The following is a 12419-nucleotide window of genomic DNA, read 5'->3' as shown; positions in this document are numbered from 1 at the left end:
ACCCTAGGCGCTGGGCATCGCGGCGTCGTAGCGGTCCGACAGCGCGTAGCGCAGCAGCACCACGTCGCCGAGCTGCCGGGTGTCCGCCAGCACGGCCCGGCGGCCCGCGTGCCACGGGAAGTGGCCCTCGCCGACGAACCTGCGCGCCGCGGGCTCGCCGACGAAGAACGGAGCCACCACCAGCTGGAGCTCGTCGACGAGGTCGTCGGCGAGGAGCTGGGTGTGCACCGAGCCACCGCCCTCGACCATCAGTCGCCGCACCCCGCGGGCGTGGAGGTCCTCGGCGAGGGTGACCAGCCTCAGTGGCTCGCCGCCGTCGACCACCTCGGCCGCGTGCCCGACCCGGTCGGTGAGCCCGTCGACGACCGGGGACGCGGCGTAGACCAGCTTCGCGCTGCCGTCGTCGGCGAAGAAGCGCGCCGACCGGTCCAGCAGCCCGCGACTGGTCACGGTGACCTTGGCCGGACTCTCGGGCAGGCCCCGGTCGCGGCGGCGTGCCCGCAGCCCGGCGTCGCGGACCAGCAGGCGGGGGTTGTCGTTGCGGACGGTGGTCGCGCCGACCATGATCGCGTCGACCCCGGCGCGGACCCGGTCGACCCGGTCGAAGTCGAGGTCGTTGGACAGCAGCAGCCGGCTCTCGGAGGCGCCGTCGATGTAGCCGTCGATCGACATGCTGCAGCTCAGCAGGGTGTAGGGCCGCTCAGCCATGACGCGCCTCCTCGAGCACCGGGGACGACGTCAGCGGGGCGGGTGGCGTGGCCGCGCGGCGGAGCCCGCGTCCGCGCACCGCCTCGGCGCCCAGGACCACGGCGCCCGGCAGCGTCGCGACCGCGGCCAGCACGCCGTACACCACCGAGACCGTGAGGCCGGCCGCGGAGCCGAGCCCGGCGAAGCCGAAGGCCCAGGCGGTGACGCCCTCGCGCGGCCCCCAGCCGGCGATGCTGACCGGCACCGACGAGACCACCAGGACCACCAGGGCGGTCGCGACCAGCACCGTGAGCGGCGCGGCCACGCCGACCGCCAGCACCGCGACCAGGAACACGCCGAGATGGGCGGCCGTCGAGCCGGCCGAGGCCAGCGCGACGCGAGAGGCGGTACGACGCTCGAGCAGCGCCCGCAGGTCGGCCGCGACGAAGCCGGGGCGAGCAGCGTCCCCGCGACGCCGCAGCCACCACGCCACCATCCCGACGGCCACGGCCACCGCGACCGCGAGCGGAGCGAAGGGCCGCAGCGGTGAGGGCAGCAGGAGCACGGCGAGCACCGCCAGGCCGACCTGCACCGCCTGTCCACCGAGCCTCTCCCACAGGGTGGCGCGGAGCCCGGCCGGCAGGTCGCCGGCCTCGCGGCCGTGCCGGACGGCGCGGTGGGCGTCACCGAGGATGCCGCCGGGCAGCGTCGCGTTCAGGAACTGCGAGCGGTAGTAGGCCGCGACCGCGGGACCCGGGGCCACAGGCACGCCGAGCCGGCCGGCGACGACCCGCCAGCGCCAGGCCGACGTGAGGGTCGCGAAGGACGTCAGGACCAGCGCTGCGAGGACGGCCCACCACGTGGTCACCCGCCATGCCTCGACGAACGGCCCGGTCCCGAACCGCCACAGGAGCACGGCCAGCACCAGCGCGCCGCCGAGCAGCCGGAGCCACGAGCGCGCCCTCATCGGCGGGTCCCGGCCGTGGCCTGGACGCGGTGGTCGACCTGCGTGAGCACGGCTGCGAGGTCGGCCGCGGTCGCCGACCAGGGCCGGAGACCAGTACGACGCGAGGCCGCCGCGGCGGCGAGTCGCCGGCGCAGGTCGCCGTCGGAGAGCCAGCCGCCCAGCGCCGAGGCGAGGGCGGCGGTGTCGTCGGGAGCCACCAGCAGCCCCGGCGCCGAGCCGTCGAGGGCCCGGCCGACTGCCTCGGCCACACCGCCGACCCGGGTGGCGACGACGGGCAGCCCGTGCGCGAGCGCCTCGGTGAGCACCATCCCGTAGCTCTCGGCGCGCGACGCGAGGACCACCAGATCGGCCACGTCGTACGCCGCCTCGAGGGACCGCCCGCCCAACGGGCCGACGAACCGGACCCGACCCTCCCACCGCCGGGCGTAGACCTTCTGCTGGAGACGCTCCACGTGGATCGGGTCGACCTCCAGCGAGCCGACGCAGGTCAGGGTCCAGGGCTGGTCGCCCACCTCGGCGAGCGCGTCGAGCAGCAGGTCGTGACCCTTGCCCCGGTGCACCGCGGCCACGCAGAGCAGGGCTCCGTCGGTGCCGCTGCCGGTCGCGAGCGGCGCCCGGTCGGCTCCCGGCTCGCAGACCTGGACCCGGCGCAGGGCGTACCACTGGCGCAACCGGTCACGGGTCGCCCGGCTGGTGGTGACCACGGCGGAGGCGCCGGACAGGACGGCCTCCTCGCCGGCGTCGGGGCCCAGCGGCATGTGCACCAGGACGACGGTCCGCAGCCGGGAGCTGGCTCCGGGCAGCACCACGGCGGCGGACGAGGCGATCAGCCCGTCGACCAGCACCAGGGCTGCCTCGGGCAGGTCGCCCAGCACCCGGGCGAGCCCCGCCAGCGCGCCGACGTCGGGGGTCGGCCAGGCGCCCTCGACCTGGTGCTCCTCGACCTGCCAACCGCACGCCCGGAGGCCGTCGAGCACCCGACGGTCGTAGACGTTGCCACCGCTGGGTCGGGCCGGGTCGTCCACCCCGGCGGGCACGACCGCGTGCAGGACGCCGGTCATGGCGCGCGCTCGTAGCTCGCCCACGCGACCGGCGACTCGTGCAGCGTGACCCGGATCCGGGCCAGGGAGTCGTGGGCGACCCCGAGCTCGCCGGCCCGGAGCCGCTGCGCCAGACGATCCGCGACCTCACGGGCCAGCACCTCGGTGGTGGTGTTGGTGCGCGCGAAGGCCTCCTCGTCGTCGAGGTTGCGATAGGTCAGCTCGGCGAGCACCGCGTGCAGGGCCTCCCCCGCCCGGCCGATGTCGAGCACGATCCCGTCGTCGTCCAGGCCGTCGCGGGCGAACGCCGCGTCGACGACGTACGTCGCCCCGTGCAGGCGGCGGGCCGGGCCGAACACCTCACCCCGGAAGCTGTGGGCGATCATCATGTGGTCGCGGACGGTCACCTCGAACATGCCGGCTCCTCACGGTCGTAGGTGATCGTGTGGCAGATCGCGGGCAGGTCCCCCGAGGCCAGCCGGGGCATCAGGTCCGGGAGCTCGGCGAACGCGGACTCGCCGGTGAGCAGGGCGTCGTACGCCGGGTCGGCGAGCAGCGAGAGTGCGAGGGCCAGCCGGTCGGCGGTGGTACGCCGGGCGCTCCGCACCGGGGCCACCCGACCGACCTGGCTGGCCCGGATGGTCAGCCGCGACGAGTGGAAGCTGCCGCCGAGGCGGAGCGTGACCGGGGTGTCGCCGTACCAGCTGAGGTCGGTCACGGTCCCCTCCGCGCCGAGCAGGTCGAGCGAGACCTGGAGGCCGGCGGCGGTCCCGCTGGCGTGCAGGGTGAGGTCCAGGTCGCGCGGCGCCTCGTCGGGGGTCGCGAACCGGACCCCGAGGTCGGTGGCGAGCTTCTCCCGGGCGGGGTCGACGTCGACGAGCCAGACCTCCGCTCCGGGGACGCCGGCGAGCAGCCGGGCCACGCACGCCCCGACCATGCCGGCGCCGACCACGGCGACCCGGTCGCCGACCAGGGGGCGGGCATCCCACAGCGCGTTGACCGCGGTCTCAACACAGCCGGCGAGCACCGCCCGGCGCGCCGGCACGTCGTCGGGTACGACGCCCACCGCGGCCGCCGGGACGACGTACGCCGTCTGGTGCGGATGCAGGCAGAAGACGGTGCGCCCGACCAGGGCGGCCTCGCCGGCCTCGACGACGCCGACGCTGAGGTAGCCGTACTTGACCGGTCCCGGGAACGCGCCCTCCTGGAACGGCGCCCGCATCACGTCGTACTGGTCGACAGGGACCCCGCCCCGGAAGACGAGGGTCTCCGTGCCCCGGCTCACCCCGGAGGCCACGGCCCGCACCAGGACCTCGCCGGGGCCCGGGTCCCGGAGGTCGACCGGCCGGATCTCGCCGCGCCCGGGCTCGCGCACCCAGAACGCGCGCGCCCGTGCGGCCATGTCGGCTCCCTCCACGTCCACTCCCCATCCAGTCGGCTGAACCGGAAACTGCACGTCGTCGTATGACCCGGTGTCCGTGGTCACTACTGCATACGGAGGCACCGTGCGTCGGGTTCAGGTCGGTCCTGCGACCGGGCTCGCCGGCGCCGCCGCCCTCCTGGTCGTGCTCACGGTCAGCGTAGGACTCGGCGGCCCTGCCCTGGTCGTGGGCGGAGCGTGCGCGGTGGTGACCTGCCTGCTGCTGGCCCGCGGGATGACCCGCACCGGGTTGGACCGGCTCGGCGTGGCCAACCAGGTGACGCTGCTACGGGCCACCTTGGTCGCCGGGGTGGCCGCCCTGGTCGTGCAGTCGTGGACCGCCTCCGTGCCGCGCCCTCTGGTCGTCTCGCTGAGCGCGGTGGCGTTGGCCCTGGACGCGGTCGACGGCCAACTGGCCCGCCGCAACGGCAGCGTGACCCGGCTGGGCGCGGCGTTCGACATGGAGACCGACGCCTTCCTGATCCTCGTGCTCAGCGCGTACGTCGTACCGGTCGCCGGCTCGTGGGTGCTGGCGATCGGGCTGGCCCGCTACGCGCTCCTGGCGGCGGCCCAGGCCTGGCGCTGGCTGGCCAACCCCACTCCCCCGCGGCTCTGGGCCAAGGTGGTGGCGGCGGTCCAGGGCGTGGTGCTCGCGGTGGTCGGCTCCGACCTCCTGCCGCGCCGCTGGACCGAGGTGCTCCTGACCGGCGCCTGGCTGCTGCTCGTGGAGTCGTTCGGCCACCAGGCCTGGGTGCTCTGGCGGCAGCGCCATCGCCAGGAGGCGCCCGCGCGGGCGCGCTGGGTGCGCCCGGCCGTCGACGCGCTGGCCTTCGGCGTCGTGTGGCTCGCCCTGGCGCTGCCTCCTCGTCCGGACCTGCTCCGGCCCGGCGCGCTGGCCGCGGTGCCGGTCGAGCTGGTGGTGTTCCTGGCCCTGGCGCTGGTGCTGCCCACGGCGATCGGTCGCGTGCTCTCAGTGGCTGCCGGGCTGCTGCTGACGGTCACCGTCGTCGTCACCGCGCTGGACCTCGGCTTCTACGAAGGACTCGACCGACCCTTCGACCCGCTGACCGATCCCGGCTACGCCGGCTCCGGCCTGGACCTGCTCCAGTCGTCACTGGGCCGGACCGGCCAGGTGACGGTGCTGGCCGGGATCGCCCTGGGCGTGGTCCTGGCCACGGTCGCGTGCGTCTGGGCAGCCCTGCGGTCGCGCCGGGCGGTCCGGAGCAGGCCCGAGCTGTGGCTGCGGGTGACCGGGGTGCTCACCGTGGTCTGGGCCGTGGCCGGCGCCGCCGGCGCGCAGGTGGACGGCGTCCCGGTCGCTGCGACGCCGGCCGCCTCCCTCTTCGCCGCCCAGGTCGACCAGGTCCAGGCCGACCTACGGGACCGGGCGGCGTTCCGGGCCGAGGTCCAGCACGACGCCTACGCCCTCACCCCGGGCAGCCGGCTGCTCACCCGGCTGCGCGGCAAGGACGTGCTGCTGGTGTTCATCGAGAGCTACGGGCGGGTGGCGGTCCAGGACACGTGGTTCGCCCCCCGGGTGGACCAGACGCTGAACCGGGTCACCCAGCAGCTCGGCGCCGCCGGCTTCGCGGCTCGCAGCGGCTACCTGACCTCGCCCACCTTCGGCGGGATCAGCTGGCTGGCCCACTCCACCCTCCAGACCGGCCTGTGGATCGACTCCCAGTCGCGCTACGACCAAGTGCTGTCCGGTGACCGGTTCACCCTCAGCCAGGCCTTCGGCCGAGCCGGCTGGCGCACCGTGGGCGACGTGCCGTCGGACGGGCACGGGTGGCCGCTGGGCAAGCAGTTCTACCGCTACGACCAGATGTACGGCGCCTCGAACGTCGGCTACCGCGGCCCCCGTTTCAGCTACGCCCGGGTGCCCGACCAGTACACGTTCAAGGCGTTCTACCACCGGGAGATCCAGCCCCGGGACCGGCGGCCGGTGATGGCCGAGATCGACCTCGACTCCAGCCACACGCCCTGGACGCCCCTGCCCCACGTCGTACCGTGGGACCAGCTCGGGCACGGCACGGTCTACGACGGCATGACCGAGTCGCACGCGTCGCTGTTCCAGCTGTTCGCCCAGCAGGGTGACACACAGCGCAACTACGCGACCTCGATCCGCTACTCGCTGCACTCGCTGGTCTCCTTCGTGCGCCACGCCCACGACAACAAGCTGGTGATGGTCGTGCTCGGCGACCACCAGCCGCACACCGTGGTCAGCGGGCTCGACGCCTCGCACGACGTGCCGATCTCGCTGATCGCCCACGACCCGCGCGTCCTGGACCGGATCGCGAGCTGGGGCTGGACGCCCGGGATGCTGCCCGACCCGCACGGGCCGGTGGCCCGGATGGACACCTTCCGCAACCGCTTCCTGGCCGCCTTCGGATCGCAGCGCACCCCCTGACCGAACCGATCCCGCCGGCTGCTCGTGTCACCCGTCGAGGGCCCGGTCCGGGGCCCGGATCGGAGAGCTCCCATGACCGTCCGTCTCGTCGCTGCCACTGCCGTCCTGGTCTCGGCGTACGTCCACCTGCACCTGTGGCTCGACGGGTTCCGTCACGACCACGTGGTCGGCCCGCTGTTCATGGTCAACGTCGTCGCCGGCGTGGCCATCGCGGCGCTCCTCGTCACCTGGCGGAGCTGGCCGGCGCCGTTCCTGGCGTTCGGCTTCGGTGCCTCGACGCTGGGTGGCTTCGTGATCGCCGCCCAGTGGGGCCTGTTCGGTGATCACGAGAAGTGGCAGGGCCCCTACGTCTGGACCGCCACCGCGGCCGAGGCCGTCGCCATCCTGACTGGCCTCTACCTCCTCGCCACCGAACGGCGTACCGCACCGGTCGCCCAGCGCAGCACGGTCGGCGCGCACTGACCTCCTGAGCTCAGCGGAGCCGGGCGATCCGCAGCGGCCCGCACCGAGCGGTAGGTGCCATCCGGTGACAACCGGTGGCAGCGGGCAGGTCGTGTGCCTGAGAACGCTCTGGAGCGCGTCCCCAGGCACACGACTCGATCAGTAGGGGCCTGCAGGTCAGGAGTCGGCGGTCAGAGGTGGAGGGCGAGGACCGGCGGTCCGCCCACGCGGACCACGTTGACCGAGCTGATGTCGGAGGCCTGCGAGGCGGTGGCCGCGGACAGGTGCATGGTCTTGCCGGGCAGCCCGCTCCAGGTCGCGACCCGCTGCGAACGACCGTCGAGGGTGTGCACGACCAGGGCGTAGGCACCCGCGTCGTAGGACGCCCCCCGGTGCTGCACGGGGTAGGTGCAGGTCAGGTCGAGCTTGGTGCCCCACCCCACCTGGGTGACCGCGAGGTGGGCGGTCATCGGGTCGTTCCCGATCTGGGTCATCGCCGGGCCGAGCGGCGGAGCGACCGCCACCGGGGTGCCGGGGTGGGGGTGGTCGAAGGCGGCCACGCCACCGATGCTGATCGCGGCGGCCACAGCGGCGGCGGCACCGGCGATCAACCAGGTGCGGCGGTGCTGCTGACGTCGTACGGCGCGGCTCAGGCGGGGCAGCAGGGTGTCGGGGACGGGGTCGATCGCCGGAAGGTCGAACACGTCGGCGTCCAGCCGACCGAGCAGCCCGGGCAGGCCGGCCAGGTCCCGGACCGCGACGGAGCAGTGCTCGCAGCCGGGCAGGTGCGCCTCGAAGGCCTTGCGCTCCGCCGGCGACAGGGAGCCCAGGACGTAGGCGCCGTCGTCCATGGCGAACGGGCATCGGATCGGCGTGACACTCATGCGACGACCCCCATCTCCTCGAGCGCGAGCCGGAGCGCGTGCAGCGCATAGTGGGTCCGCGACTTCACGGTGCCTTCCGGGATGCCGAGCCGCCGCGCCGCCTCGGCGACGGGGTGGCCCTTGAAGTAGGTCTCCTGGAGCACCGCACGGTGCTCGGGCGAGAGCTGGGTCACCGCGTCGGCGACGATCCAGGTCATCAGGAGGTGGTCGTTGGAGTCCTCGGTCGTGGCCGGCTCGGGGAGCTCGTCCATCGCGATCTCGGAGCGGTAGCGCTTGGTGCGCGACTCGTCGATGAGGATGTTGCGGGCCACGGTGAACAGCCAGGCGCGGACCGAGCCCTGCGTCTCGTCGAGGAGGGCGGCGTTGCGCCAGGCGCGCAGGAGGGTCTCCTGGCACACGTCCTCGGCACGGACGCGGTCGTAGTTGGTCAGGCGCAGGCAGTGGCCCCACAACGCACCGGCGTGCTCGTCATGGAGTCGTTGCATCACGACGTCCGGGCTCTCAGCCATCACACCTCCCCACACCACAGTGATACGACGCAGGTCCGAGATCGGTTCGATTCTCCCCTGCCGAGTGCAACAAAGCCCGGCGGCGCTGCGTAGACAATGTGTGACCGTGACGCAGGACGCTCCCGAGGAGTTCGCCACCTGGGTGGCGGCTCGCCGCGGACGGATGAGATGTACGGCTACTACGGGTGGTGCTTCGGCAACGGCTTCGACGACGGCACCGCCGTACGGCAGCTGACTCCGGGCGACTGCCAGCCGATCTGGGGCGACCGGGTCCTGCTGCTGGGTGGCGACTCGGCGTCGTTCGCCCGGTGCCAGCCGTCGGTCACCTACTGAGCGTGGTCTAGGCCAACGACTCGAGCCAGGCCTCGTGCAGGTCGGAGAACCGGCCGTCCCCGCCCTCGATCAGGTCGGCCGGGGTGCCGTCCTCGATGATCCGGCCGTGCTCGAGCACGAGCACCCGGTCGGCGATCTCCACCGTCGAGAGCCGGTGGGCGATGATCACGGCCGTCCGGTTGGCCAGGATCGTGCGCAGGGCCCGCTGCACGAGACGCTCGGAGGGTACGTCGAGCGACGATGTCGCCTCGTCGAGGATCAGCACGGCGGGGTCGGCCAGGAAGGCCCGCGAGAAGGCGATCAGCTGGCGCTGACCCGCGCTGAGCAGGCCGCCCCGGTTGGACACCTCGGTCTCGTAGCCCTCGGGGAGGGTGGCGATGAAGCCGTGGGCGCCGATCGCGCGGGTGGCCTCCTCGACGTCGGCCATGGTCGCGTCGGGGCGTCCGAAGCGGATGTTGTCGGCGATCGAGCCGGAGAAGAGGTAGTTCTCCTGGGTCACCATCACCACTGCCCGGTGCAGGTCGGTCGACCCGAGCGAGCGGAGGTCGATGCCGTCCATGGTCACGGTGCCGTCGACCGGGTCGTAGAAGCGGGTCGCCAGCTTGGCGATGGTGGTCTTGCCGGCCCCGGTCGTGCCGACCAGGGCGACGGTCTGGCCGGCCGGGATGGTCAGGTCGAGGTCGGGCAGGACCGGCACGCCGTCGACGTACTCGAACCGGACGTGGTCGAAGCGCACGTCGCCGCGCGGGTCGTTCAGCGCGACCGGGGCGGTCGGCTCCGGGACGCCGGGCTCCTCCTCGAGCACGCCGGAGATCTTCTCCAGGGCGGCGTTGGCGGACTGGAAGGTGTTGTAGAACTGCGAGATGTCCATCATCGGCTCGAAGAACTGGCGCAGGTAGAGCAGGAACGCCGCCAGCACACCGACCGTGACCTGGCCGTCGTAGGCGAGGTAGCCGCCGTACAGCAGGACCACCGCGATCGTGACGTTGCCGATCAGCCGGATCTCGGGCATGAACCACGCGACCAGCCGGAAGGCGACCAGGTTGGCCGCGCGGTACTGGTCGTTGACGTCGTCGAAGATCTCCTGGTTGCGGGGCTCGCGGCGGAACGCCTGGACCGCCCGGATGCCGTTCATCGACTCCACGAAGTGGACGATCACCAGCGCGACCTTCTCGCGGGTCACGCGGTAGCTCTTGGCCGACTCCTTGCGGAACCAGTTGGTCGCCCAGGCCAGGAACGGTCCGCACAGCAGCGCGACCAGTCCGAGCTTGACGTCGAGGTAGAGCAGCAGCACGGCGGTGCCGACCAAGGTCAGGGCGGCGGTGATCAGACCGTCGAAGCCGGTCTCGAGCATCTCGTAGATGGCGTCGACGTCGGAGGTCTGGCGCGAGATCACCCGCCCCGAGGTGTAGGAGTCGTGGAAGGCCGGGCTGAGCCGCTGGAACTGCCGGAAGATGCGCTGCCGGATCTCGAACAGGATGTCCTGGCCGATCTGGCCCGAGCGGACCAGGAAGATGTTGCGGGAGATCGCCTGGACGATCGTCGCGAACAGCACGATGCCGACGATGACGAACAGCGGCCGGAGGTTGTTGCTCTGCTGGATCGGCGGGATGCCCTGGTCGATGCCCTTGGCGACCAGCAGCGGGATCGAGAGTCGGGCGGCGTTCTCGACCAGCACCGCGATCGTCAGCAGCTTCACGGCGCGGCGGTAGGGGCGCAGGAGGTCGCGCAGCAACCGGCGCGAGCGGCCGGCCAGCTTGGCGGTGGTCTCGTCGGTCAGGTCGTCGCGGCCGTCGGCTGCGACGCCGCGCCACTTCTGGCTCTCGGGGGGCTGGGCCTCGTCTCGACTCCGCTCGGCCACCGTGGTGTCGGTGGTCATGAGACGGCCTCCTCGAGCTCCTCGGAGTCGGCGGCGAGCAGCTCTCTGTAGGCCGGCACGGTGGCCAGCAGCTCGCGGTGGGCACCGACGTGGGTGATCGTGCCGTCCTGGAGGAGGGCGACCTTGTCCGCCAGCAGCACCGTCGAGGCACGGTGGGCCACGACCAGGCCGGTAGTGGCACCGAGCACCCGGCGCAGGGCCTCCTCGACCAGCTTCTCGGTGTGGATGTCGAGGGCGGAGAGGGTGTCGTCGAGGACCAGCACCTTCGGCTGCGCGAGTACGGCGCGGGCCAGGGCCAGGCGCTGGCGCTGGCCGCCGGACAGCGACATGCCCTGCTCGCCGATCCGGGTCTCGAGGCCCCAGGGCAGGTCGTGCACGAAGCCGGCCTGGGCGATGTCGATCGCCTCGGCGATCTCGTCCTCGGTGGCGTCGGCCCGGCCGAGGGTGAGGTTTTCCCGGGCACTCATCGAGAAGAGCGTCGGCTCCTCGAAGGCCGTGGCCACCAGGGTGCGCAGCTCGTGCAGGGAGTAGTCGCGCACGTCGACGCCGTCGATGGTGACCGCTCCTGCGCTGACGTCGTACAGCCGCGGGACCAGGGCGGTCAGGGCGGTCTTGCCGGAGCCGGTGGCCCCGACCAGGGCGATCGTCTCGCCGGGGGCGAGGTCGAGGTTGACGTCACACAGGACCGGGGTGTCGGAGCCGGGGAAGGTGAAGTCGACGTGCTCGAACCGAAGGTGACCCTGCGCGTCGGGAGCGGTGGCGTCGCCGGAGACGATGTCGGGCTGCATGTCGTAGATCTCGAGCACCCGGGCGGCGGCGGTCATGGCCTCCTGCGCCATCGCCAGGATCACACCGAGCGAGGCGACCGGCCAGACCAGGGAGAGCATCAGGGTGATGAAGGCGACCAGCTCGCCAGGCGTGAGCGCGCCGCGACCGACCCCGATCGCCCCGAGCAGCAGCACCACGACGACGGCGAGGTTGGGGATCATCTCCAGGAAGGTCCAGAACTTCGCCGACAGCCGCACCTTGTCGACGCTGGTCTCGAGCAGGGTGCGCGCCGCGTCGTCGTACTGCCCGGAGACGTGACCGGTGCGGCCGAAGGACTTGATCACCCGGATGCCGACGGCCCCCTCCTCGGCCAGCGTCGCGAGGTCGCCCTGCTGGTCCTGGACGCGGCGGGAGACCACGACGTAGGCCTTCTCGAAGCGCATCGAGAGCCAGACGATGGGCGCGGAGGTGGCCGCGACCACGAGGCCGAGCGGCCAGTACATGTGCAGGAGCACCAGGGTCGTCACCGTGACCTGGGTGATGTTGACCAGCAGGAACAGCATCCCGAAGCCGAAGAACCGGCGGATCGCCGAGAGGTCGGTGGTGGCGCGCGAGAGCAGCTGGCCCGACTGCCACTGGCTGTGGAAGCTCATCGGGAGCTCCTGGAGCCGGTCGTAGAGGTCGCGGCGCATCGCGGTCTCCACGGCCAGGACCGCCTTGTTCTGGACCCAGCGGCGCCACCAGATCAGGAACGCCTCGAGCACGCCCAGGCCGAGCACGAGCAGGCCCAGCGGCAGGATGCCACTGGCACGGTGGTCCTCGATCGGGCCGTCGATCAGCGCCTTGATCACGAGCGGGATCGAGATCGCCACGACGACCCCGGACATCGAGGTGACCAGCATGATCACCAGGGCAGCGAGGTGAGGTCGAAGGTAGGCCCGAAGCCGCCACAGCGAGTTCACGCTGGCGGGCGGGTGGCTATGGGGATCGGCAGGCATCGTTGACCGACTCTAACCCCGGGCGCCGACACATCACGAATTCTTTTGTATGACACCTCTTCGGGTTCTGGGTCTTACACCTA

Annotated in this window: 12 protein-coding genes; 3 read left to right on the top strand and 9 right to left on the bottom strand. The window is 72.6% G+C overall.

The window, feature by feature from the left end:
- Positions 1–3: 3 nt before the first annotated feature.
- The 5 genes from E3N83_RS19265 to E3N83_RS19245 are packed head-to-tail and all read right to left on the bottom strand — an operon-like array spanning position 4 to position 4096.
- Complete coding sequence (locus E3N83_RS19265; RefSeq protein ID WP_151084724.1) at positions 4–708, bottom strand: RibD family protein; 705 nt, start codon at positions 706–708, stop codon at positions 4–6.
- Entirely contained in the window at positions 701–1654 is a 954-nt protein-coding gene (locus tag E3N83_RS19260) for a lysylphosphatidylglycerol synthase transmembrane domain-containing protein (RefSeq protein ID WP_151084723.1), read from the bottom strand. Before E3N83_RS19260 ends, E3N83_RS19265 begins: the two co-directional genes overlap by 8 nt.
- Positions 1651–2715 carry a glycosyltransferase family 4 protein gene (locus E3N83_RS19255; RefSeq protein ID WP_151084722.1) on the bottom strand — a complete coding sequence of 355 codons (1065 nt, stop codon included), beginning with the start codon at positions 2713–2715 and terminating at the stop codon, positions 1651–1653. Before E3N83_RS19255 ends, E3N83_RS19260 begins: the two co-directional genes overlap by 4 nt.
- A complete protein-coding gene (locus E3N83_RS19250) occupies positions 2712–3110 on the bottom strand; it encodes a 6-pyruvoyl trahydropterin synthase family protein (RefSeq protein WP_151084721.1) in 399 nt (132 codons plus the stop codon). Before E3N83_RS19250 ends, E3N83_RS19255 begins: the two co-directional genes overlap by 4 nt.
- Positions 3098–4096, bottom strand: a complete 999-nt coding sequence (locus E3N83_RS19245; RefSeq protein ID WP_151084720.1) for a zinc-dependent alcohol dehydrogenase — start codon at positions 4094–4096, stop codon at positions 3098–3100. The genes E3N83_RS19250 and E3N83_RS19245 overlap by 13 nt, the downstream gene beginning before the upstream one ends.
- Positions 4097–4199: 103 nt before the next feature.
- Here E3N83_RS19245 and E3N83_RS19240 point away from each other — a divergent pair, with 103 nt between their 5' ends.
- Both E3N83_RS19240 and E3N83_RS19235 read left to right on the top strand, forming a co-directional pair.
- A complete protein-coding gene (locus E3N83_RS19240; RefSeq protein WP_151084719.1) occupies positions 4200–6524 on the top strand; it encodes a CDP-alcohol phosphatidyltransferase family protein in 2325 nt (774 codons plus the stop codon).
- A gap of 72 nt (positions 6525–6596) precedes the next feature.
- Complete coding sequence (locus E3N83_RS19235; protein ID WP_151084718.1) at positions 6597–6986, top strand: hypothetical protein; 390 nt, start codon at positions 6597–6599, stop codon at positions 6984–6986.
- 170 nt (positions 6987–7156) lie between these two features.
- On the opposite strand, the gene E3N83_RS19230 is transcribed toward E3N83_RS19235, so the two are convergent.
- Complete coding sequence (locus E3N83_RS19230) at positions 7157–7849, bottom strand: anti-sigma factor family protein (protein ID WP_151084717.1); 693 nt, start codon at positions 7847–7849, stop codon at positions 7157–7159.
- Entirely contained in the window at positions 7846–8358 is a 513-nt protein-coding gene (locus E3N83_RS19225; protein ID WP_151084716.1) for a sigma-70 family RNA polymerase sigma factor, read from the bottom strand. Before E3N83_RS19225 ends, E3N83_RS19230 begins: the two co-directional genes overlap by 4 nt.
- A 168-nt stretch (positions 8359–8526) precedes the next feature.
- On the opposite strand from E3N83_RS19225, the gene E3N83_RS19675 reads away from it, so the two are divergent.
- The gene (locus E3N83_RS19675) at positions 8527–8691 is read left to right on the top strand and encodes a hypothetical protein (protein WP_191907875.1); all 165 of its coding nucleotides are present in this window, start codon (positions 8527–8529) and stop codon (positions 8689–8691) included.
- A gap of 7 nt (positions 8692–8698) precedes the next feature.
- On the opposite strand, the gene E3N83_RS19220 is transcribed toward E3N83_RS19675, so the two are convergent.
- Both E3N83_RS19220 and E3N83_RS19215 read right to left on the bottom strand, forming a co-directional pair.
- Positions 8699–10570 carry an ABC transporter ATP-binding protein gene (locus E3N83_RS19220; protein ID WP_151084715.1) on the bottom strand — a complete coding sequence of 624 codons (1872 nt, stop codon included), beginning with the start codon at positions 10568–10570 and terminating at the stop codon, positions 8699–8701.
- Positions 10567–12336: an ABC transporter ATP-binding protein gene (locus E3N83_RS19215; protein ID WP_151084714.1), complete on the bottom strand. Its 1770-nt coding sequence runs from the start codon at positions 12334–12336 to the stop codon at positions 10567–10569. Before E3N83_RS19215 ends, E3N83_RS19220 begins: the two co-directional genes overlap by 4 nt.
- Positions 12337–12419 lie beyond the last annotated feature (83 nt).

The organism is Nocardioides cynanchi, assembly GCF_008761635.1.
GTDB lineage: Bacteria > Actinomycetota > Actinomycetes > Propionibacteriales > Nocardioidaceae > Nocardioides > Nocardioides cynanchi.
This window is presented reverse-complemented; position numbering and strand designations above follow the sequence as displayed.